We start from the raw sequence: 20,930 nt of genomic DNA, 5'->3' as shown, positions 1-20,930 counted from the left end.
GCCATGACACATTACACTTCTAAAGTTACTTTCCTGTCGCTGTCCTTATTGAGCAGTGCGGCAGTGGCCGACGTGACTCAGGAAATCGAGGATGCGCTGAACTTTTACCATTACGGCAACAAGGGCGCGATCAAAGCCGATATCAATTACCGGTGGGAGAATGTCGACCAGGACAAGGGCACGGCCAAAACCGCGAATGCAAATACCGCCAGATTCCGGTTGGGCGCCCAATCGCCGAAGTTTTACGGCTTTCAGGGCTATGCCGAATTCGAGGGGCTCTGGGCGATGCAGGAGGACTACAACAGCACCCGGAACAAAAACACAACCTATTCTACGATTGCCGATCCCGAGAAAACCGAGCTGAACCAGTTATGGATCAGTTATTCGGGCATTCCGGACACGATCATCAAAGGCGGGCGGCAGCGCATCAAACTGGACGACGACCGCTATATCGGCAACGTCGGCTGGCGGCAACTCGAAACCACCTACGATGCGATCCTGCTGACGCACGCCAACCAGCAGATTTTCGGGCTGACCATCAATGCCGGTTATATCGGCAACGTGCAGACGTTTACTTCGACGACGGAAAATATCGAAGCGCCGATCTTGAACATCAACTACAAGGTCGGCGATTACGGCAATCTGGTGGCCTACGGTTACTGGCTGGACTATCAGGATGTGAATCCGGGGCCGGCGGCGGGCAGAAACCTGTTTCTGGAAAAATCCAATCAAACCTACGGCATCCGTTTCAACGGTTCGTCGCCGAAACTCTTCGATACGATCAATCTGCTTTATACGGCCGAATGGGCCGACCAGAAGGATTACGGCCACGGCACGACCAAGTACGAAGCCGACCGTTTCAATTTCATGGGCGGCGTCAAGGCTTTCAACGTCAGCGTGATGGGGGCCTGGGAGCAGTTGAACGGCTATGGGGTCAACAAAACCTTCGATACCCCGCTCGGCACGAACCATGCCTTCCAAGGCTGGGCCGATCTATTTCTGACCACACCGGCGAACGGGATCCGCGATCTGTTCGGCACGGTGATGGTCGAATTTCCGCGCTACCAAACCACCGTAACCGGTGTGTATCACGATTTCAGCGACGATACCGGGCAAATGGCTTACGGCAAAGAATGGGATTTCCAGGTCGTCAAGAAATTCGGCAAGCATTATTCGGTGCTGGCCAAATACGCCAACTTTAACGCGGATACCGGTTTTGCGGCGACCGATACGCAAAAAATCTGGTTTCAAGCGAACGTCAGTTTCTAAAACTTAAAAATCGGCGGCATCCGGCCGGCCCTTCCGCGGAAGGGTCGGCCGCCGAAAGGGCAGGCATCGATTTTATGTTACACTGGGCCGTTTCAGTAACATGTAATCCAACCGATTCTTCCGAAGAACCGATGCCCGAACTCCCCGAAGTCGAAACCACCCGCCGCGGCATTGCGCCAGCTATTCAAGGCCGTTTTATCCGGCAAGTCATCGTGCGGCAGCCGAGGCTGCGCTGGCCCGTGCCCGAGTCGCTCTCCGAAACGGTAACGGGGCAAATCATCCAATCGGTTGAACGGCGCGCCAAATATCTTCTCCTGCGCACGGAGCGGGGGACGTTGATCATGCATCTCGGCATGTCGGGCAGTTTGAGGATTCTGACGGAGGGACAGCCTTACGGCAAGCACGATCATGTCGATCTGATTTTTAGCGACCGGACGCTGCTCCGGTTCAACGACCCCCGCCGTTTCGGCGCCGTATTGTGGACCGCCGGGCCGGTTGCCGATCATCCGTTGTTGAAAGACTTGGGCCCCGAGCCGTTGACGGGCGATTTCGACGGAGCGCACCTCCATGCGTTGGCGCAAAACCGCAAGATTCCCGTCAAGTCCTTCATTATGGACAGCCATATCGTGGTCGGCGTCGGCAATATTTACGCGAACGAAGCGCTGTTCAGGGCCGGCATTCTGCCGACCCGGCACGCGGGCAAGATTTCGCTCGCGCGCTACCGGTGTCTTGCCGAGTGCATAACTCTCGTGTTAGAAAATGCGATCCGGCAAGGCGGTACGACCCTGCGCGATTTTGTGAATGAGGCCGGCAGGCCCGGTTATTTCAAGCAGCAGCTTCAGGTTTACGGCCGCGCGGGTCTGCCTTGTCCGCTGTGCGGCGAGTCTTTGACCGAAATTCGCGTGTCGGGACGCTCGACCGTTTTCTGCAAACAGTGCCAGCGATAGTTTGAACCGTACGGCTCCGGCTGTCTGACAGTTTTCATCGATGTGATACAATACCATCGAATTGTGAACCTTCTCTCGGGATTTCCCTGCTAAAATCTGATAGCCTAGGATATCCTGAACTATTTATTTTTCTGTAAGCTCTCATTTTTTAAGTCATAAAATCTGCGAATTTTTTACTATCCCCGAATCAAAGTGATGAAAATCCGAACGCTTGATATTGTATTGCCTCTCTGCTTGCTGACGGCCGGTCCGGCGTTCGCAACCACTTATGACCTACCGCCCAATGGCGATTCGGTCGTCATGGAGTACGCCCAGCCGACCGCCTTTACCAAGGCGGAAGAAGACGAAACGCTATTGGACGTGGCGCGGCAGTATCGACTGGGGCAAACGGAAATCGTGCGCCTGAACCAGAAAGTCGATCGCTGGCATGTCAAAAAAGGCGAACCGGTGCGCCTGGCCAACCGGCGTATTCTGCCGGATACGCCGCATGAGGGCATTACGCTGAACCTGTCCGAATACCGGATGTATTATTACCCGCCCGGAGGAAAGCAGGTGATGTCGTTCGCGCACGGCATCGGCCGGCAGGACTGGAAGACGCCGCTCGGAAAAACGAAAGTCATCAAAAAAGTGAAGGATCCCAGCTGGCATCCGCCCGAGTCGATCCGGCGCGAGCATGCGGCAATGGGAGACCCGCTGCCTGAAGTCGTGCCGCCCGGGCCGCACAATCCTCTGGGAGCTTATGCGCTGTATTTGAATCTGCCCGGCGACTATCGGATTCACGGCACCGACATCGACAAGATTTACGGAATCGGGATGCAGATTACGCACGGCTGCGTCCGGATGTATCCGGAAGACATCGAGGCGTTATACCAGCATGCGCCGGTCGGCACGTCCGTCTATATCGTGAAGCAGCCGATCAAGGTCGGCTGGCTCGACAATACCCTCTATATCGAGGCTCATCCCGATCTGGAAGGCGAGGAGATGAGCCAGGACGAACGCTATGCGCTCGCGCTCGATCTGATCCGGAAGGCAACGCACGAGGAAATGCCGGATTTCGATCAGAAAATATTGAATCAGGTTTTGCACGACCTCGACGGTGAGCCGGCCGCAATCTATGAAAGGCTGCCGCCGCTGGAACGGGAACAGCCCCAAGGAATCACCCGAGAGGCCGGCGCGGCTTCCCCCGGTTACTACAGAGGGTCTTGACTCTCCGAAGCGCCGGCTGTTACGCCGGCCGGCGCTTCAATCATTCCTGGAGCACACCCGACTCGCACTTGAGTTCCCGTGAGAGCAGGTTTTGTACCGCAGCGGCCGGGGACAAGTTTTCATACAGCACTTTAAACACCTGCTCGGTAATCGGCATTTCGATCGAATGTTTTCGGGCGAGCAGGTAAGTTTCTTTCGCCGCGAAGATGCCTTCGATTTCCTGGCCTATCTCCCGGATCGCAGCTTCCAAGGCTTGGCCCCGCCCGAGTGCGATGCCCAGGCGGCGGTTCCTGGACTGGTTGTCGGTACAGGTCAGCACCAGATCGCCAAGTCCCGCAAGTCCCATGAAGGTTTCCTGGTGGCCGCGAAGGCGAAGGCCGAGCCGGATGATCTCGGTCAAGCCCCGGGTAATCAGTGCCGCCCGGGTATTCGCGCCGAAGCCCAGTCCGTCCGCGATGCCGGCCGCGATTGCCATCACGTTCTTCACCGCGCCTCCGACTTCGACGCCGATGATGTCGGTGCTGGTATAAGTCCGGAAACGACTGCTGTGGAAAAATTGTGCCAGCCGGCTCGAAAATTCGATCTGCGGCGAGGCGACCGTAATCGCGGTCGGTAATTCGGCCGCGACTTCCTGCGCAAAGGTCGGTCCGGACAGTGCCGCAACCGGCGTCCGCTCGGAAAACAGGGAGGTCACCAGTTCGTGCAGCAACGAGCCGTCATCCGGATTGAAGCCTTTGGTGGCCCAGGCGATTTGGAGCGTGTCCGGCGCAAACGGTTTCAATCGCTCCAGCGTCGTTTTAAAAGCGTGACTCGGCACCGCGATCAACAGCAGATCGGTAAAGCGGCAGACTTCCCGAAGGTCGGCAGTCACTGCCAAGTTTGCCGGAAAAGCGGCGCCGGGCAAGTAGTGCTTGTTTTCTCGGTCGGCCGAAAGCGCCCCGATATGATCCGGATGATGCCCCCAGAGCAGGACGTCGCAGCCGGTTCGCGCCGCCTGGATCGCCAACGCGGTTCCCCAGGAGCCGGCGCCCAGGATGCCGATTCTTCTTGGGGTCATCGCTCAGTTCAGGTTTTCCTTCGCAGGTGCTTGATTTTGTGCGTTTTGCAAATGTTGGGCGTACAATGCATCGAAATTCACCGGCGCCAGTAACAGTTGCGGAAAGCCGCCTTTGGCGACCAGGTCGGACACCGCTTCGCGGGCATAAGGAAATAGAATGTTCGGACAGAAACTGCCGACCATCGGCCCGAGTTCCTGGTCGGCGAAGCCTGCCATCGTAAAGATGCCGGCCTGGTTCACTTCGACAAGATAAGCCGTGGAGCTCGCGACTTTGACCGTGATCGTTACGGTCAGCACGATCTCGTACAGGTTTTTATCGATCGTCTCGGCGCGGGTGCTCAGGTTGAAATCGACAACCGGCTCCCACTTTTCCATGAAGATTTTCGGCGAGTTCGGCGTTTCGAAAGAGAGGTCTTTGGTATAGATTTTTTGAATTGCGAATTGTTTTTCGACGTTTTGTTGTTCTTCTGCCATGATAGCCTTTCAGTTAAAGAGTGAATGTTTTCGGATCATCCGTCATTCGAATGATCGCAAGGTTACAAAAGAACCCATTTAAAAAAGCGGGTTACAGGTCATGCCTGTAATCCGCTTTTTTATGGGGTTGGGTAAGCCGATCGACGGCCGGGGCGGTAAGGTCAGGTGTTCGCTTTTTGCTTGCGGCGGCTGGCGACCGGCAGTTTGTAGTCTTCCGTCCAGGCATCCATCCCGCCGGTAATCACGAATATCTGCTCGAAGCCGGCTTTGGCCAATTTCTTGGCGGCGGTCAGGGAACGGGTGCCGTTCTGGCAAACGACCAGCAGCGGGGCTTTTTTGTCGCTGGCAAGTTTGGGCAGTTGCTCGTCCAGCTTGCTGAGCGGCGCATTGATTGCGTTTTCGATATGGCTGTCCGAGAAATCGGGCGCCTCGCGCACGTCGAGGATCTCGATGCCGCCTTCGTTCATCTTCGCAACGGCGAGCATCGGCGTGATGTGATTGAATTTTTTGAATGCCACATCAAAAAATTCCTGAATCAATAAATAAGTGACGACCGCCAGCGCGAGCGAATAAACGTAGTGGTTGAAAATGAATTCGAAAAGACGTTGCATGGATTGGTTGGTTGAAACGGATGAAGAATAAGGAATTAAATCACATCAAAGCCGCGAACAAAAGACATCGCGCATCATATTGATCAACTGCAGCATTCGGTTGTCGTCGATGTAGTAATAGACCCGGTTCGCTTCTTTTTTGGATCCCAGAATGTTTTTTTCGCGGAGGATGGCGAGATGTTGGGAAATGTTGCTTTGCGAGGTGCCCACCTGTTCGACGATGTCCTGTACACTGACCGAATTGGTGCCCAAAACGCACAATATCTTTAGCCGTAAAGGATGCGACATCGCCTTGATACACCGCGCGGCCCGGTTGATGTCGTTATCGTCGTATATCGTGGGTTTATTGAGGGTGTCCATAAATTCGACCTTCAGAACGGTTTTTTGTTATTGTTTTTAGAAATAAAGCAGCCGCAATGAATTATTTTTACACAAGAATTGCCGCGTGTATTAATATAGTGGGCAGTAAGTAGCCCTGTCTTGCGTATACCTACGTACGAAAGCCTAGTAAACGGCACTATGATACATTAGTTTTATCTCTAGGGGGTAGGAGAATTGAAACAATAATTCATGGGTGAAGAGTAAGGGTTCGAAGGCGGCGCGGCTGTTGATTTTGTGTTTGTGACTGGAGAAATTGTAAAGATGTCGGACCGGCCAAAGCCCTCAGTTTTGTTGATTCTCGATGGAGGCGGGTACGCGCCGGAGAAAGAATGCAATGCTATCGTGGAGCTGACCGAATACCGTGAAGCGTTCGAGCACTCGGTTGCATACCTGCCGGCTCATATTGAGAACGGATTGGGCAAAGTGTTGTCCAACTTCAATATGAAACAGCCCAGTCTGGGCGAGACCGAAAAATATGCCCATGTCACTTACTTCCTGAACGGCGGCAAGATGCGGCTAATCGCCGATCACGGCAACATCCATCCGACATATGATGAAGAAACCGGGCGCCCCCACGCTGTCCATATGAGGAATCAGGTGCCTCAGGCGCCTGTTTGCGGCGAAGAACCGCGAATGACGGGTCGCACATCCTGCCCGGCGCTGACCATGCCGGATGTTTTAAGGATTCCGCCGTTCGCCGGAAGGACGGACGGATCGCTGCTGGCCGCCCATTAAGCGAGCTATGCGGGCAAGGATCGTAACCTGCATCGTGCTGGGGTTGCTGGCGCGGGAATGCGGTGCCGAAGAGATCATGCTTGAGAACGACCTGGGCGTGGTCCAGTCCGGTATCGCGTCGGTCAAGAAAAAAATACGGGAAATGCTGCTCAGGAAGGAGGCGATAACCGATCAGCTGGCCGATATCGAGCAACGCTATGGCGAAAGCGCGGCCGCATTGAAAAGGCTTCAGGATCAGATCGCGCAGAATCGCCGCCAGATGAAGCTGATCCATCAGGACATTGCGCTGCAGAGAGATGAGATTGCGTTGCATCACAAAGCGCTGGCGGCGCAATTGCGCGCCGATTTTGTGATGGGGCGGTCCGGGAAATTGAAGCTGATCCTGAATCACCAGGATCTCGCGAAGGCGAGCAGAATGGTGGTCTATCACGATTATTTGCGCAGGCAGCGCCTGAAGAAACTGGCTGTCGTGCAAAAGTCGGTTTCCGGGCTTGCCGAGCTGGAAAGCCGGCAGCGGGAGGAAGCGTTGCAGATGGAACACGATGTGGAGCAACACCGTATTGAACAAAGCGCGCTTGAACTGTTGCGGAATGAGAGGAGCAAATTGCTCACCGAGGTCGAGCAGGATTATCTGTCCGGCGAGCAACAGCTGGCGAGGTTGAAAGAAAGCGAAGACGAATTGAAGACGCTGATCGTCGAACAAGTCAAGTGGCAAAGTCAGGTCGTGGAGGCTCAGGAGCCGCAAACTGCGGCAGCTAATGGGCAGATGCAGAACCCGGACGAGTCTGCGTCCGGCGCAGTCCGGAAGCCGGCCGGAGTTCCTGTCGATTTCGAGCGGCTCAAGGGGCATTTGCCTTGGCCGATTTCGGGGCAGTCGGTTGCCGAAGGAATGCAGAGCCTTTGGGACGGCATCCTGATCGCTGCCACGGAAGGGGCGGAGGTTCGTGCGGTGACCCGAGGCAAGGTTGTCTATTCGCAGTGGCTGACGGGTTATGGTCTGCTGATGATCCTCGATCACGGCAACGGCTTCATGACGCTTTACGGTTTCAATCAGAGTCTCTATAAGCGGGTCGATGACTGGGTTGAGGCGGGAGAGGTGATTGCCGGCGCGGGCCAAAGCGGTGGGCGCTCGCAGTCGGGTTTGTATTTTGGCATCCGCAAGAACGGCAAGCCGGTTGATCCGTTGGCATGGTATCCGGGTTAGCGATGCAGAATCGGTTGGCCATCATGGAATAACATAGTTTAGGAATCGAGTATTTGGGGTAGCAAGAGGCATGCAGAAAAACAAGACATTTTTTATTTTGTCCCTGGGGGTCATGTTGGGCGTGTTCATCAGCATCGGCGGCAGTGTTCTTGCCGAGCTGAACAAGCCAGCCGCGGAAAGCGAGCCGGAGGCTCTGCCCTTCGAGGAACTCAGGACGTTCACCGAAATTTTCGGGCGCATCAAGCGCGATTACGTAGAGCCCGTATCGGACAAAAAGCTCCTGGAAGATGCGGTGCGCGGTATGTTGAGCGGCCTGGACCCGCATTCCGCCTATCTGGTGCCCGAAGAATATCAGGAGTTGAAAGAAGGCACTACCGGCCAGTTCGGCGGTTTGGGCATCGAAGTCACGATGGAGAACGGTTTTATCAAGGTTGTTTCGCCGATCGACGATACGCCGGCGCAACGGGCCGGTCTGAAAACCGGGGATCTGATCATCCGGCTGGACGACAAGCCGGTCAAGGGGATGAGCCTGGTCGAGGCCGTCAAGACGATGCGCGGCGAACCGGGCAGCAAAATCGATCTGACGGTAGTTCGGGAAGGCGAAGAAGCCCCCCTGAAGTTCACCTTGACCCGCGACGTGATCAAAGTCAAAAGCGTGAAGAGCAAATTGCTCGAGAAGGGTTACGGCTATGTGCGGATCAGCAGCTTTCAATCCGGCACCGGCGAAAGCCTGCTGGAAAGCCTGGCGCAGTTGAAAAAAGAAAATGCGGGGGCGATGAAGGGCCTGGTGCTCGATCTTCGGAACAATCCCGGCGGCGTACTGAATGCCGCGGTCGAAGTCAGCGATGCATTTTTGAAAAGCGGTTTGATTGTTTACACGAAAGGCCGGATCGAAAATTCGGAAATGCGTTTTACCGCGGCGGGAGACGATTTATTGAACGGTGCGCCGATGGTGGTGTTGATCAATGCCGGCTCCGCATCGGCTTCCGAAATTGTTGCCGGAGCCCTGCAGGATCAGAAGCGCGCGATAATCATGGGCGAAAAATCGTTCGGCAAAGGTTCCGTGCAGACGATTTTGCCGACCAGCAGCGGCGCGGCGGTCAAATTGACGACGGCGCGTTACTATACCCCTTCGGGCAGATCGATCCAGGCGGAAGGCATCGAACCTGATATTGCGCTCGCTTCGGTCAAGCTGGCGTCGCTCGAAAAGCCGGAGTTTGTGCCGGTCAAGGAAGCCGATTTGTCGCACCATCTGGAAAACGGCAAGAAAAAAGGGGAAAAAACCGAAACGCCTAAAACACCGGATGAGAAGGCGAAGGCGGAAGAATCACTGGAAATCAACGATTATCCGATATTCGAGGCGTTATCTTTATTGAAAGGTTTGGCGATCATGAAGCATTGATTCCGGCCGAATCGCAGTGCTCCGCGGTAGGTATTTTGTAATACTGTGGGGCGGCAGGGATCAGCGGAATTACTTTGATCGCTTCATCACGGATTTTCAATCACACATAAAAAAGCCTTGTCCTGGCGATGCCGGACAAGGCTTTTTGTTTTGGTGCCGATGGATTAATGAATCGAAGGCTGGTATTTGACCGAAAAATCGTTCAGATTCGCAAGAATGGTATTCAGGTGCTCCGTTTTTGCGGGTTGAAACGCATTCACGCCAACGCGGGATAGATAAAAAGTCTGGTCCGTCAAATAGTGACCGGCCGCCCGGATTTCGCCTTGGTAATGGTAGCGGCCCCGCAGCAGCCAGGCCTGCGAAAACAGGCGTCCGTCCGCGAACTCGGCAAAGTCAAGTTCGATCAGATCAATATGCTTCAGATCGCCGGCAAGGTCCGAAACGCTGTCGCTCGCCCGGATGCGCACGCCAACTTTGCCCGGACGGGCGAGCAGGGCTTCCCGGTCGTTTTTCCATCTCGCCAGCGAGACGGAGATGTCGCCGCCGGCCAACGGGGCATCGTCGGCAAGCGGCGTAAAAGTGTCGTCGATAATGGCTTTGTCTTTAATGATCTGCATAGACTCGTTCTTTGAAAGGGGTGATGCCAACACGTTTTACCATGTCCAAAAATGATTCTTCTTGCTGCCGCTGGTTGACATACACCTCCAGGATCGTGGTGATCGCTTGGGTGACTTCGTCGCGGGCCACCGCAGGCCCCAAGCGTTCGCCGATGGCGGCTTCGTTCTCGGAAGAACCGCCGAGGGTGATCTGATACCATTCGGCGCCTTTCTTGTCGACGCCGAGGATGCCGATGTGGCCGACGCTTTGATGCGCGCAGCCGTTCATGCAGCCCGACATGTTGATCTTGACGTCGCCGATGTCGTGTACGTAGTCCATGTCTTCGAGCGCTTCGTTGATCTCTTTGGCGACCCCGATCGATCCGGCATTCGCCAGCGAGCAGAAATCCAGGCCGGGGCAGCAGATGATGTCGGTCACCGTGCCGATATTCGGTGTGGCCAGGTTGAGTTCGCTCAATGTCTGCCACAGAGCGAACAGGTTGGTCCGTCTGACGTCGGCCAGAATCAAATTTTGCCGGTGTGTACTGCGGATTTCGCCAAAGCTGTAGCGGTCGGCCAGATCGGCGACCGCATCCAGTTGTGTATCGGTCATGTCGCCGGGCGGCGAATCCGGGGCTTTCAGCGAAATGAACGCGGCGCGGTAACCCGGCACGCGGTGCTCGGCGGTATTGTATCGGTACCAGGTGGCGAATGCAGGATGGGCCGCTAAATGCGCAGACAGGCTTTCATCCTGCGCCGCTTCCGTATCATAAGCCGGAGGTGTGAAATGTGCTTTGATCGCCGCTATCCGTTCATCGCCAAGTTCCATGCCGTCCCTGATTTGCCGCCATTCTGCTTCGACCATCCCGGTAAATTTTTCCAAACCGGTTTCTTTGACCAGGATCTTGATGCGCGCTTTGTATTTGTTATCCCGGCGTCCGAACAAGTTGTAAATCCGCAAAATCGCTTCCAGGTACGAAAGCAGGTGTTTCTTTTCCAGGAACGGGCGGATTACCTGGCCGATGATCGGCGTACGACCGAGGCCGCCGCCGACCAGGATTCGGAAACCGGTTTCTCCGGCCTCGTTCTTGACCAGATGGACGCCGATGTCGTGCAATTGCGTGGCGGCGCGGTCGTGGCGGGCGCCGCTGACCGCGATCTTGAACTTGCGCGGCAGATAATCGAATTCGGGATGCAGCGTGGTCCATTGGCGAATGATTTCGCAGTATGGGCGCGGGTCTTCGATTTCGTCGACCGCGACCCCGGCCAAATGGTCGGAGGTGGTGTTGCGCATGCAGTTGCCGCTGGTCTGGATCGAATGCATCTGTACGCTGGCCAGTTCGTCGAGGATGTCGGGCACGCGTTCGAGTTCCGGCCAGTTGAATTGGACGTTTTGCCGGGTCGTGAAGTGACAGTAGCCTTTGTCGTATTCGCGGGCGATATGCGCCAGCTTGCGCAACTGCCTGGAGTTCAGCAGGCCATAGGGTACGGCGATCCGGAGCATCGGGGCATGGGTCTGGATATACAGACCGTTGCGCAACCGCAAGGCCCGGAACTGATCCTCGCTCAGTTCGCCTTTCAGGAAATCTTCGGTCTGCCGCCGGTATTGCGCGGCCCTTTCTTCGACAAGGGTTTGGTCTTGTTCGTTGTACTGATACATAGATGGTTTATCGTTGCTCGTTAAGCGCATAATAGCAACCGCTAATCATATACGCTGCGTCATAAAATGACAAAAGTTATTCCGAAGTGATAGTATATCCGGTTGAAGACCGCTTTAATCATTTAATTTTTCGATATAAAAATCATCAATAGGGGGAGTTTGTGAGGTTTCTTTTTGTTTTGTTGATGACGCTGCTGGTGCCGGAGTTCGCAATGGCCGGCGGTATTGAAAGTCTTGGGCTGACCGGGACCGAGCGCGGGATCTATTGCGTACTGATCTTTATGATCGCGTACGGCTTTGTGATGGCGGAAGAATTTACGCATCTGCGTAAATCGAAACCAGTCATTTTGGCGGCTGCGATCATTTGGTCGCATGCGGCCATCCTGGCTTCGCAGGCCGGTATTTCGGTCGAGGCGATGCATGAAGCGTTCGAATACAACTTGAAAGAATATGCCGAGTTGATGTTGTTCCTGCTGGTCGCGATGACTTATATCAACGCGATGGCCGAGCGCAACGTGTTCGAAGCGCTGCGTTCCTGGCTGGTCAGACGGCAGTTCGGTTACCGCAAGCTGTTCCTGATCACCGGCGTCATCACTTTCTTTCTGTCTTCGGTGGCCGATAATTTGACCGCGGCGCTGCTGGTGGGGGCCGTAGTCATGGCAGTCGGTGCGGACAATCCCAAATTCGTCAGCATCGGATTCGTCAATCTGGTTGTCGCCGCTAATGCGGGCGGCGCCTTCTGTCCGTTCGGCGATATTACCACGCTGATGGTCTGGCAGGCCGGCTACGCCGAGTTCTTCGACTTCTTCAAATTGTTCATTCCGTCGGCGGTCAACTACGGCGTTCCCGCCGCAGTGATGTATTTTGCGGTACCGGACGAGCAGCCCAATGCTTCCGAAGAGGAAGCGGTGGTACTGAAACCGGGCGCGATCCAGATCTGCGTAATGTTTTTGTTGACCATTGCGACCGCGGTCAGCTTCAAGCAGATTTTGCATCTGCCGCCGTTCATGGGCATGATGGCCGGCCTGTCGATTCTGATGCTTTACGGTTACCATCTGAAAACCAAATATACTGTGGAAGGCGACGAGGCATTCGATATCTTCAACAAAGTGCGCCATGCCGAATGGGATACGCTGCTGTTTTTCTTCGGCGTCGTGTTTGCGGTAGGCGGCCTGGGCTATATCGGTTACCTGGAGCTGCTGTCGGGCGCCATGTATGACGGTTTGGGTCAAACGACCGCAAATATTCTGGTCGGTTTGATTTCGGCTGTTGTCGACAACATTCCGGTGATGTTCGCGGTGTTGAATATGAATCTGGATATGAGCCTCTATCAATGGCTGCTGGTTACCCTGACAGCCGGCGTCGGCGGTTCGCTGCTGTCGGTCGGTTCTGCGGCGGGCGTCGCGCTGATGGGCCAGTCCAATCATAAATACACGTTCTTCAGTCATCTGAAATGGACGCCGGCGATTGCTGCCGGTTATGTCGGCAGTATCGTCATGCATTATCTGTTGAATGCCTAGTTACTTTCTGTTTCCGCGCCGCGTTTTCCGTGCGGCGCGCCTGTTTCAGGTAAAGCCCGATGGCTGCCGATAAAAGCTGGAAAACGGCTTTCGCGATCTATTTGCAACCGCGCGTTGTCAATATGGTCTTTCTCGGTTTTTCCGCGGGTTTGCCTTTCCTGCTGGTGTTTTCCACCTTATCGGCCTGGCTTCGGGATGAAGGAATCGAGCGCACCGTCATCGGTTTCTTCAGTTGGGTCGGCGTGATCTATTCGATCAAGGTTTTTTGGGCGCCGGTGATCGACCGGTTGCCGATACCTCTGCTGACCCGCCTTCTGGGCAAGCGGCGGAGCTGGATGCTGCTTGCGCAAGTAGGGATCGCTCTAGGGCTGTCTGGAATGGCGAGTCTGGATTCTCATACGCAATTGCGGCTCTGTGCGCTGTTTGCGGTGGGCGTGGCGTTTTGTTCGGCGACCCAGGATGTGGTGATCGATGCGTTCCGGATCGAAACGGCCGATGCGCGTTACCAGGGTGCGATGGCGGCGGCTTATGTGCTGGGTTACCGTATCGCTCTGCTGATGGCTGGGGCGGGCGCGTTTTATATCGCCGAGTATTCGAGCTGGAATTCGGCCTATTCGGTGATGGCGGCCACCATGTCGGTCGGAATATTCACGACGCTGACGTTGCGCGAACCCGAGCATCGGCGGGTCGAGTCGGCGCGCAAGGTCGAAAGCCGGCTGGAATCCGCGTTGGGCGTTTCCGGGCGCGCTTCTTTTGGGCAAAGAATGGCTGCCGGTTTCACCGATGCGGTATTGAGTCCTTTCGTCGAGTTTTTCAGCCGCAACGGCCGAACCGGACTCATCATTCTGTTGCTGATCGCGGTTTATAAGATGAGCGACATCACGATGGGCGTGATGGCCAATCCGTTCTATCTCGATCTGGGTTTCAGCAAAAAAGACATTGCCGAAATCAGCAAGGTTTTCGGTTTTTTCATGACGATCGCAGGCGCCGCCTTGGGTGGCGCGTTAGTGGTCAGGTACGGCGTCATGAGGCCGTTGCTGCTGGGCTCCGTGATGGTGGTGGCGACCAATTTGCTGTTTGCGGTGCTGGCGTTGAGCGAGCCCAGCAAACTTCTGCTGGCGGCGGTGATCAGCGCGGATAATTTGAGCGGCGGGCTCGCCACTTCGGTTTTTATCGCCTATCTTTCCGGTTTGACCAGCACCGCTTACACTGCCACCCAATACGCCTTGTTCAGTTCCCTGATGACGCTGCCTGCGCAGTTCTTGGGCGGGTTTGCCGGGCTGGTCGTCGACCATTACGGCTATTACATCTTTTTCATTTACGCTTCCGCGGTAGGATTGCCGGCGATCTCGCTGGTTTTACTCTTGATCGGCCGTGAGCGGCGCGCCAAGATGCTTGCGCAAAGGCCGTAAAGCAAAATCTGGTTGATAAAATAGAATGGAAGCCTTATCATAGGGGGCTTTTTAAACGGTATGTGGCCCTCACGGGTTAATGTGAAGCGTTATGAAACCAGAAATTCATCCAAATTATAAACAAATTACAGTGACTTGCGGCTGCGGCAATACTTTTGTAACAGGGTCGGTTCTTTCCAAAGACCTGTTGATCGAAGTGTGTTCCTCATGCCATCCCTTCTACACCGGCAAGCAACGCGTCGTCGATACAGCAGGCCGAGTCGACAAGTTCCGTAGAAAATACGGCAAATAAGTTCGGGCGGGCGGTTCGTGCAATTGACGCAATAAAGAAATTGCCGGGGTCTCTGAACTCCGCTCGGCGCCTATTTGGCCGAGCCGCCATCGCTCTCTTCGCAGGTTGATCCCGGCCTGCTGCATTTTAGCCGGCCGTATCCGCAGAAAAAACCGTCGCCAAGCGCGGATGAGGTTTCTTCTGGCCCGTTCCGGAAACATCTTCTCTTTCTCTCCCATTTTTTTCGTCAAATGGCGCGGGCGGGCGTGCGGGGACGCTCAGGCGTTTTCGGCCGGGCGGCGTAAGTCTTCCTGAAGTTCGATCGAGACTCTGCCGTTCGATATGCTCGAAAAGTCCGATCCAAGAAACTCTTCCTTACTCCCAATCTGCCAGGGACCGGCGCTACAGGCCTATTTACCTTAAAGCCGCTATCGAAGTCGATACGGGTTCTTCCACGCGATCCGATTGAGGCTGCGGTACTCGGTGGCCTGTTTTTGATTTTCCATCATTCAGGCTTTGGCCGGTTCAGCTGTAGCTGCGAAAATACGGTATCAGGAGTTGAAGTATGGATGATAGCTACAGCAGCCGTACGGTTTTCCAGATTGAACATCATCGTGCGCTCCCCCGCTCCCGATCTATCGAAGGCTTCGATTCGTCCCCTGTCGCTCGTTTTTTCGGAAGAATAAAAATTCGCTTAAACTATTATTCTGTTTTATTAAGTATGTGATGCATCTACCAGAAAAATAAGCTAATCTACATAAAAATATCAGCATTTCCGGAGCTGTGAAGCGTTCGGTCCAGGTGCGCGATAAATTGTATTTTCCCCGGCCAATTTAAAAATCGCTACTATACTTCGTTAGGCCGCTTCAGGTTGAGGGCCGGTCATTTCCTCACGGTTGTTAGTATCTGTAAATACAGGCACTTCGAGATATGAATGGTGTTAATGTTCAAATTTTTTGGGATCTATCATGAGCTTGTTCGATCAGAAGCAGAATGCGGTTCTTGGCATTGATATCAGTACGGCATCGATCAAATTGCTGGAACTGAGCAAGTCCGGATCGCGCTATCGGGTTGAGAGTTATGCTGTGACCCCTTTGCCCAAAGATGCAGTAATCGATAAGAATATTACAAACGTCGATATTATTTCCGGTGCGGTCAAAGCCGCACTCAAACAGTCCGGCACCAAGCTGAGGCAGGCGGCCGTAGCGGTCTCGGGTTCTTCGGTGATGACCAAAATCATTACGATGCCGGCCTCTCTGTCCGATGAGGAAATGGAAGAGCAGATCCTGATGGAAGCCGACCAGTATGTTCCGTACTCGCTGGATGAGGTCAATTTCGATTTTGAAATACAAAGGATTAACGAACATAACCCGGAAATGGTGGATGTTTTGCTGGTGGCCTCGAGGAAAGAGAATGTCAATGATCGGGCTACGGCTTTGCAGAAGGCGGGAGTGAAAGCGAAGATCGTCGATGTTGAAGCGTTCGCGATGGAAAATGCGTTTATTTTACTTGCCGATCAGTTTGAAGATTCGGTAAAAGGTAAAACGGTCGCGATTGCCGATATCGGTGCCTCGGTCGTGGCGCTGAACGTCCTCCATGACGGGCGTACGGTTTACACCCGCGAACAAGGTTTTGGCGGCAAGCAGTTGACCGAAGAAATTCAACGCCGTTACGGGCTTTCTTATGAAGAAGCAGGAGTGGCGAAAAGGCAGGGAGGATTGCCCGACAATTATATTGTCGATGTGTTGGAGCCTTTCAAAAAGGCGATGGTACAGCAAATCGCGAGGTCCCTGCAGTTTTTCGTCTCATCCAGCGCCAATCGCGGCATCGATAGCCTCATTCTGGCCGGAGGGTGTGCTTCGATCGCCGGCGTGGACAAATTAGTGGAGCAAAGCCTGGGCGTGCCGGCGTATATTGCCAATCCGTTTGTGAATATGTCGTTATCGAATCGAGTCAGGCCGCAAGGTTTGAGTAACGATGCCCCGGCGATGATGATCGCTTGTGGTTTGGCTTTGAGGAGTTTTGACTGATGGCGAAAATTAATTTACTCCCGTGGCGCGAGGAACTGCGCAAGCAAAAACTAAAAGATTTTATTGCGGCGATAGGCGCGTCGGTGTTGCTGACCATCGGTCTGCTGGTGGCCGTGCATATTTACATCGAAGGGCTGAAAGAATATCAGAGCCAGCGGAACCGGCTTCTGGAGACGGAGATCCGGCTTTTGGATGTGCAAATCGCGAAGATTCGCGACATCGAGGAAACCAAGAAAAAATTGTTGGCCAAGATCAATGTGATCCAGAAGCTGCAGGAAAGCCGGCCCGAGGTTGTGCATCTTTTTGATGAAATCCCCAAAGTTACTCCGGACGGCATCTATCTGACCCAGTTGACGCAAGCCGGTTCTGCGCTGACTTTCGAGGGCAAAACCCAATCCAATGCCCGTGTCTCGGCGTTCATGCGGGCGATCGAAGCCTCCAAATGGATGAATTCTCCCAAAGTCGTTGTGATCCAGTCTCCGGATAAAAAAGAAGAGGAGCATGCGAGCGATTTTACGATGATCGCTAACCAGGGCGCCAAAAGTGCGGAGAAACCGTTATGAACCTTTCCGAAATCAATTGGGACTTCGAAGCCTCGGGAACTTGGCCACCGCCTATCAAAGCCGGCTTTATTCTGATCTTGTGCCTTTTGGTCATGGGCGGCGGCTATTATTACGATACGATGGATCAACTGGATCAGCTTGATAGTCTGGAGTTAAAGGAAAACGAGCTGAAGGCAACCTTTGCGAGCAAACAGAAGAAAGCGGTCAATCTTCCCGAATATGTGAAACAGCTGGAGCAAATCCAGGACGCTCTCGGAGAAATGATCAAGCAAATGCCTACCGAGGAAGAAGTTGCCAGCCTGCTGGTCGATATTTCGCAGACCGGCTTGGCGAGCGGCCTGGAGTTTCGTTTGTTCAAGCCTGCCCCGCCGGTCAGGAAAGAGTTTTATTCCGAATTGCCGATCGATATTCAAGTCGTCGGCCATTACGATGAACTGGGGTTGTTCGTCAGCGGTCTGGCCTCGCTGCCAAGAATCGTGACAGTCCATAATGTGGCGATTTTACCTATGGAGAAATCCAGCGCGCAATTAATGGTCATGGATGCGGTCATCAAAACTTATAAGGAAGACACCGATACACAGTCCGCCGACACTACCGACAAGAAGAAACGAAAGGGGGCTAAAAAATGAAATCCCATAGGCTACCTTTATTGGCGCACAGGCGTGCGTGGATGCCTGTCTGCTGCTTGTTCGGCGCCGCATTGCTTTCGGGTTGTGCCAGCGAAGATTTATCCGATTTGCAAGCCTTTATCGCGGCCGAAAAAGCCAAGCCGAAAGGCTCGATCGAGCCGCTGCCGGAAATCAAAGTGGTAGAGCCCTTTATTTTCAATCCCGATGGCCTTCGCGATCCGTTTATCCCGCTGGAACAAGCGGTCGGGCAGGCAGATGCGGTGGCGGTAGCCGGTTCCGGCATCAGGCCCGACCTGTCGCGTCCCAAGGAGGAATTGGAGGCCTTTTCGCTCGACAGTTTGAGAATGGTCGGCACGGTTAGCATGAAGGTCGGCTTATGGGGACTGATCAAGGCCGGCGATAGCACGGTTTATCGCGTCAGAGTCGGGAATCATATGGGCAAGAATTACGGAAAAATCATTCGTATTCTCGGCGATAGAATAGAAGTGATGGAATTGATTTCCGATAAGCCGGGAGTATGGCGCGAACAGCAAGCCTCATTGGCTTTGACAGAATGATTTTCGAGGACAAAAAGATGATTAATCAACAAAATGGCCTTTTGATGAGAATAATAAGGACCTTTGGTGCCGGCCTGGTTTTATTTATCGCGCAGAACGTACCCATAAAAGCCGCCGAACTGGCAATTACTCGGGTGGACGTAGCGACGCAGGCAAGAGACAAACTGCAGATCCAGTTGGAAATGAACGGCCCGGCAGTCGCCCCGAGAGTATTCAAAACCGATAATCCTGCCCGGATTGCGCTGGATTTTTCGGGCGTCAAGAACGGTCTGCCGAAAAAAACCTATCCGATCAACCAGGGTGTGGTCAACAGCCTGTATGTCGCGGAAGCGGCCGACCGGGTGCGTGTCGTGCTGAATTTAACGGAATCCGCTCCATTCGATACCAAAACGGACGGGCGGAGAGTCTTGCTGACGCTGACCAATGCAAAATCCGTTCCCGTGGCATCTTCCGTGAGTCCGCTGCCGGCTACGCCAAGCGCTGCCATTACCAGCCAATTGATTCCCCAGCAGTCGATTACCGGCTTCGATTTCAAACGGGGGGATAAGGGCGAAGGGCGAATTCTGGTTTCGTTGGCGAATCCCAATACGGTGGTGAACACGCGGGAAGAAAGCGGTAATGTGGTGATAAGTTTCATGAATACGCAGTTGCCGGGCCGTTTGAGTAAGCGTATGGATGTGTCCGAGTTTGCGACGCCGGTCAAGTATATCGATGCCGCTTCGACGGCCAAGGAAACGACGGTCACCGTGGTGCCGCAAAGTCCGTTATACGATTATTCGTTATTTCAGTCCGAAGGCTTGTTGACAGTCGAGTTTCGCCCGTTGACGCCTGCCGAAAAAGAGGCGATCCAGAGCCAGCGCGACAAATACACCGGCGATAGATTGTCGCTGAATTTTCAGGATATCGATATCCGCAGTGTGATCGCGGTATTGTCCGAATTTACCGGCCAGAATGTGGTGGCTGGCGACGATGTGACGGGGACGGTAACGGTAAAACTGGACGATGTCCCGTGGGATGAAGCGCTGGACTTCATCATGATGACCAAAGGATTGGAAAAATACGAAACCGGTAACGTGACGCTGGTCGCTCCGGTCGGCAAAATCAAGGATTACAAGGAAAAACAGCGAGAGAAAGAGGTCGTCATCGAGCAGCTCGATCCGTTGGTGACCGAGTATCTGAAGATCAACTATGCCAAGGCGGAAAATTTCAAAAATCTGCTCTATGGAGAAGATAGCGGAGGGAATACGGTGTGCGGACTTGCAAAAGGCTCGAATACCATCTCGAAAGCTTTGACGAGTGCCTCGGCCGCTTCCAGTGTCGCTAGCCAGGCTCAGAATCAGAAAACACAACAGCAAATGGCGAGCAGAGGCGGCATGTCTCCGGGACCGGGAATGACGTCGGAAGGGGGTTATGGACAAAACCCAAGCGAGAAACTGAATATGTTGACGGAACGCGGCACCGTCATGGTCGATTCGCGAACCAATACGCTGATCGTCAGAGAAACGGCCAAGCGGCTGGATGAAATTAAAAAACTGATCCGTAAGCTGGATATTCCGGTCAGACAGGTGATGATCGAGTCCCGGGTGGTGATCGCGTCTAGCGTATTTGCCCGCGAGTTGGGCGTCAGATTCGGCGTGGCCAAAATGGCGCAGGTCGGTTCGGGCAAAAATTTTGCGCTCGGCGGGGCCGGAACCCATGCTTACAGTAATGCACAACCCGATGCAGACGGTAACATCGGGGAAATACAGGATACGATTGTCGATCTCGCAACGGAATCCAATCCTTACGGCGCTTTGGGCATGACCCTGGCGAGGGGGCCGATTATGTGCTGAATCTCGAATTATCGGCATTGCAGGATCAAAACAAGGCGCAGATTCTGTCCAATCCGCGGGTTATGACCACGGACCGCTGTCAGGCAACGATTACTTCGGGCCAGTCGATCCCTTACGAAACCCAAAGCGGCAATGGCGGCACCAACGTACAATTCATCGACGCCTTGCTTTCGCTCGACGTTACGCCTCAGATTACGCCGAGCGGCAGTATCAATATGGATCTGGTCATTACGCGCGACGAACCGACGACCGAATTGGTTTTGGGCCGCCCGAAAATAGATATCAATTCCGTTAAAACCAACGTGCTGGTAAACGATGGGGAAACGATCGTTTTAGGCGGCATCTATAGAGGCGAGACGGCCAACGAATTGAATAAGGTGCCTTTTTTCGCGGATTTGCCCGGCATCGGCTTTTTGTTCAAGAGAACTGTCAATTCGGAGGATAAACGCGAACTTCTGGTGTTTGTCACGCCAAAAATCGTCAAGGATATATTGGCCAATAATTAGCGGCTTTCAGAATCAGGTAGAAAAGGGGCGTGAAGTCCCCTTTTTTATTTTCAGGCCGTTTTCCTTGA

21 protein-coding genes are annotated in these 20,930 nt (G+C 54.0%); 15 read left to right on the top strand and 6 right to left on the bottom strand.

Going from position 1 to position 20,930, the window contains the following annotated elements; translation table 11 throughout:
- Positions 1-3 precede the first annotated feature (3 nt).
- The 3 genes from CC94_RS0100270 to CC94_RS0100260 all read left to right on the top strand — a co-directional run bounded on the left by CC94_RS0100270 (position 4) and on the right by CC94_RS0100260 (position 3,422).
- Complete coding sequence (locus tag CC94_RS0100270) at positions 4-1,269, top strand: alginate export family protein (RefSeq protein WP_031429431.1); 1,266 nt, start codon at positions 4-6, stop codon at positions 1,267-1,269.
- Between the two features lie 131 nt (positions 1,270-1,400).
- Positions 1,401-2,216: a bifunctional DNA-formamidopyrimidine glycosylase/DNA-(apurinic or apyrimidinic site) lyase gene (gene mutM / locus CC94_RS0100265; RefSeq protein WP_031429429.1), complete on the top strand. Its 816-nt coding sequence runs from the start codon at positions 1,401-1,403 to the stop codon at positions 2,214-2,216.
- A 195-nt stretch (positions 2,217-2,411) separates the two neighbouring features.
- Entirely contained in the window at positions 2,412-3,422 is a 1,011-nt protein-coding gene (locus tag CC94_RS0100260; protein ID WP_031429428.1) for a L,D-transpeptidase family protein, read from the top strand.
- 40 nt (positions 3,423-3,462) lie between these two features.
- Here the strand turns inward: CC94_RS0100260 and CC94_RS0100255 are convergent, their stop codons facing one another.
- The 4 genes from CC94_RS0100255 to CC94_RS0100240 form a co-directional block, all read right to left on the bottom strand.
- A complete protein-coding gene (locus CC94_RS0100255) occupies positions 3,463-4,479 on the bottom strand; it encodes an NAD(P)H-dependent glycerol-3-phosphate dehydrogenase (protein ID WP_031429426.1) in 1,017 nt (338 codons plus the stop codon).
- 3 nt (positions 4,480-4,482) lie between these two features.
- Positions 4,483-4,953 (bottom strand): protein-export chaperone SecB, encoded by a 471-nt coding sequence (secB, locus tag CC94_RS0100250; protein ID WP_005372997.1) that lies wholly within the window; start codon positions 4,951-4,953, stop codon positions 4,483-4,485.
- 161 nt (positions 4,954-5,114) lie between these two features.
- Positions 5,115-5,564 (bottom strand): rhodanese-like domain-containing protein, encoded by a 450-nt coding sequence (locus tag CC94_RS0100245; protein ID WP_031429425.1) that lies wholly within the window; start codon positions 5,562-5,564, stop codon positions 5,115-5,117.
- Between the two features lie 45 nt (positions 5,565-5,609).
- Positions 5,610-5,924 carry an ArsR/SmtB family transcription factor gene (locus tag CC94_RS0100240; RefSeq protein WP_005372995.1) on the bottom strand — a complete coding sequence of 105 codons (315 nt, stop codon included), beginning with the start codon at positions 5,922-5,924 and terminating at the stop codon, positions 5,610-5,612.
- A 282-nt stretch (positions 5,925-6,206) separates the two neighbouring features.
- Between CC94_RS0100240 and CC94_RS0100235 the strand changes: the two genes are divergently transcribed.
- The 3 genes from CC94_RS0100235 to CC94_RS0100225 all read left to right on the top strand — a co-directional run bounded on the left by CC94_RS0100235 (position 6,207) and on the right by CC94_RS0100225 (position 9,286).
- On the top strand, positions 6,207-6,680 hold the full coding sequence (locus CC94_RS0100235) for a hypothetical protein (RefSeq protein ID WP_157203335.1): 474 nt from the start codon (positions 6,207-6,209) through the stop codon (positions 6,678-6,680).
- Between the two features lie 7 nt (positions 6,681-6,687).
- A complete protein-coding gene (locus CC94_RS0100230) occupies positions 6,688-7,884 on the top strand; it encodes a murein hydrolase activator EnvC family protein (protein ID WP_031429422.1) in 1,197 nt (398 codons plus the stop codon).
- Between the two features lie 70 nt (positions 7,885-7,954).
- Positions 7,955-9,286: a S41 family peptidase gene (locus CC94_RS0100225; RefSeq protein ID WP_031429421.1), complete on the top strand. Its 1,332-nt coding sequence runs from the start codon at positions 7,955-7,957 to the stop codon at positions 9,284-9,286.
- Positions 9,287-9,450: 164 nt separating this feature from the next.
- Here the strand turns inward: CC94_RS0100225 and CC94_RS0100220 are convergent, their stop codons facing one another.
- Both CC94_RS0100220 and CC94_RS0100215 read right to left on the bottom strand, forming a co-directional pair.
- Complete coding sequence (locus tag CC94_RS0100220; RefSeq protein WP_031429419.1) at positions 9,451-9,903, bottom strand: DUF934 domain-containing protein; 453 nt, start codon at positions 9,901-9,903, stop codon at positions 9,451-9,453.
- Positions 9,890-11,542, bottom strand: a complete 1,653-nt coding sequence (locus CC94_RS0100215; protein ID WP_031429418.1) for a nitrite/sulfite reductase — start codon at positions 11,540-11,542, stop codon at positions 9,890-9,892. The genes CC94_RS0100220 and CC94_RS0100215 overlap by 14 nt, the downstream gene beginning before the upstream one ends.
- Before the next feature lie 212 nt (positions 11,543-11,754).
- On the opposite strand from CC94_RS0100215, the gene nhaD reads away from it, so the two are divergent.
- The 9 genes from nhaD (at position 11,755) to CC94_RS24440 (ending at position 20,862) form a co-directional block, all read left to right on the top strand.
- The gene (gene nhaD, locus CC94_RS0100210) at positions 11,755-13,062 is read left to right on the top strand and encodes a sodium:proton antiporter NhaD (protein ID WP_157203512.1); all 1,308 of its coding nucleotides are present in this window, start codon (positions 11,755-11,757) and stop codon (positions 13,060-13,062) included.
- Between the two features lie 59 nt (positions 13,063-13,121).
- Entirely contained in the window at positions 13,122-14,474 is a 1,353-nt protein-coding gene (locus CC94_RS0100205) for an AmpG family muropeptide MFS transporter (RefSeq protein ID WP_031429416.1), read from the top strand.
- Between the two features lie 91 nt (positions 14,475-14,565).
- Entirely contained in the window at positions 14,566-14,766 is a 201-nt protein-coding gene (gene rpmE, locus CC94_RS22690) for a 50S ribosomal protein L31 (RefSeq protein WP_005372988.1), read from the top strand.
- Between the two features lie 947 nt (positions 14,767-15,713).
- A complete protein-coding gene (locus CC94_RS0100200; protein WP_005372987.1) occupies positions 15,714-16,775 on the top strand; it encodes a pilus assembly protein PilM in 1,062 nt (353 codons plus the stop codon).
- The gene (locus tag CC94_RS0100195; protein ID WP_031429415.1) at positions 16,775-17,338 is read left to right on the top strand and encodes a PilN domain-containing protein; all 564 of its coding nucleotides are present in this window, start codon (positions 16,775-16,777) and stop codon (positions 17,336-17,338) included. Before CC94_RS0100200 ends, CC94_RS0100195 begins: the two co-directional genes overlap by 1 nt.
- Positions 17,335-17,967: a type IV pilus inner membrane component PilO gene (locus CC94_RS0100190; RefSeq protein ID WP_005372985.1), complete on the top strand. Its 633-nt coding sequence runs from the start codon at positions 17,335-17,337 to the stop codon at positions 17,965-17,967. Before CC94_RS0100195 ends, CC94_RS0100190 begins: the two co-directional genes overlap by 4 nt.
- A 41-nt stretch (positions 17,968-18,008) precedes the next feature.
- The gene (locus CC94_RS0100185; RefSeq protein WP_031429413.1) at positions 18,009-18,524 is read left to right on the top strand and encodes a pilus assembly protein PilP; all 516 of its coding nucleotides are present in this window, start codon (positions 18,009-18,011) and stop codon (positions 18,522-18,524) included.
- 17 nt (positions 18,525-18,541) lie between these two features.
- Positions 18,542-20,356 carry a type IV pilus secretin PilQ gene (locus CC94_RS21015; RefSeq protein ID WP_245619680.1) on the top strand — a complete coding sequence of 605 codons (1,815 nt, stop codon included), beginning with the start codon at positions 18,542-18,544 and terminating at the stop codon, positions 20,354-20,356.
- The gene (locus tag CC94_RS24440) at positions 20,350-20,862 is read left to right on the top strand and encodes a type IV pilus secretin PilQ (protein WP_245619679.1); all 513 of its coding nucleotides are present in this window, start codon (positions 20,350-20,352) and stop codon (positions 20,860-20,862) included. Before CC94_RS21015 ends, CC94_RS24440 begins: the two co-directional genes overlap by 7 nt.
- The last annotated feature ends 68 nt before the right edge of the window (positions 20,863-20,930 follow it).

It is taken from the genome of Methylomicrobium agile, assembly GCF_000733855.1.
GTDB classification, from domain to species: Bacteria; Pseudomonadota; Gammaproteobacteria; order Methylococcales; family Methylomonadaceae; genus Methylomicrobium; species Methylomicrobium agile.
The sequence above is the reverse complement of the archived record's forward strand: the minus strand, read 5'-3'. Positions and strand labels throughout refer to the sequence as shown.

Excerpts from the sequence above, each read along its gene's own strand:
- CC94_RS0100270 (WP_031429431.1), top strand. The coding sequence starts at position 4 with ATGACACATTACACTTCTAAAGTTACTTTCCTGTCGCTGTCCTTATTG.
- mutM (WP_031429429.1), top strand. The coding sequence starts at position 1,401 with ATGCCCGAACTCCCCGAAGTCGAAACCACCCGCCGCGGCATTGCGCCA.
- CC94_RS0100260 (WP_031429428.1), top strand. The coding sequence starts at position 2,412 with ATGAAAATCCGAACGCTTGATATTGTATTGCCTCTCTGCTTGCTGACG.
- CC94_RS0100255 (WP_031429426.1), bottom strand. The coding sequence starts at position 4,479 with ATGACCCCAAGAAGAATCGGCATCCTGGGCGCCGGCTCCTGGGGAACC.
- secB (WP_005372997.1), bottom strand. The coding sequence starts at position 4,953 with ATGGCAGAAGAACAACAAAACGTCGAAAAACAATTCGCAATTCAAAAA.
- CC94_RS0100245 (WP_031429425.1), bottom strand. The coding sequence starts at position 5,564 with ATGCAACGTCTTTTCGAATTCATTTTCAACCACTACGTTTATTCGCTC.
- CC94_RS0100240 (WP_005372995.1), bottom strand. The coding sequence starts at position 5,924 with ATGGACACCCTCAATAAACCCACGATATACGACGATAACGACATCAAC.
- CC94_RS0100235 (WP_157203335.1), top strand. The coding sequence starts at position 6,207 with ATGTCGGACCGGCCAAAGCCCTCAGTTTTGTTGATTCTCGATGGAGGC.
- CC94_RS0100230 (WP_031429422.1), top strand. The coding sequence starts at position 6,688 with ATGCGGGCAAGGATCGTAACCTGCATCGTGCTGGGGTTGCTGGCGCGG.
- CC94_RS0100225 (WP_031429421.1), top strand. The coding sequence starts at position 7,955 with ATGCAGAAAAACAAGACATTTTTTATTTTGTCCCTGGGGGTCATGTTG.
- CC94_RS0100220 (WP_031429419.1), bottom strand. The coding sequence starts at position 9,903 with ATGCAGATCATTAAAGACAAAGCCATTATCGACGACACTTTTACGCCG.
- CC94_RS0100215 (WP_031429418.1), bottom strand. The coding sequence starts at position 11,542 with ATGTATCAGTACAACGAACAAGACCAAACCCTTGTCGAAGAAAGGGCC.
- nhaD (WP_157203512.1), top strand. The coding sequence starts at position 11,755 with ATGGCCGGCGGTATTGAAAGTCTTGGGCTGACCGGGACCGAGCGCGGG.
- CC94_RS0100205 (WP_031429416.1), top strand. The coding sequence starts at position 13,122 with ATGGCTGCCGATAAAAGCTGGAAAACGGCTTTCGCGATCTATTTGCAA.
- rpmE (WP_005372988.1), top strand. The coding sequence starts at position 14,566 with ATGAAACCAGAAATTCATCCAAATTATAAACAAATTACAGTGACTTGC.
- CC94_RS0100200 (WP_005372987.1), top strand. The coding sequence starts at position 15,714 with ATGAGCTTGTTCGATCAGAAGCAGAATGCGGTTCTTGGCATTGATATC.
- CC94_RS0100195 (WP_031429415.1), top strand. The coding sequence starts at position 16,775 with ATGGCGAAAATTAATTTACTCCCGTGGCGCGAGGAACTGCGCAAGCAA.
- CC94_RS0100190 (WP_005372985.1), top strand. The coding sequence starts at position 17,335 with ATGAACCTTTCCGAAATCAATTGGGACTTCGAAGCCTCGGGAACTTGG.
- CC94_RS0100185 (WP_031429413.1), top strand. The coding sequence starts at position 18,009 with ATGCCTGTCTGCTGCTTGTTCGGCGCCGCATTGCTTTCGGGTTGTGCC.
- CC94_RS21015 (WP_245619680.1), top strand. The coding sequence starts at position 18,542 with ATGATTAATCAACAAAATGGCCTTTTGATGAGAATAATAAGGACCTTT.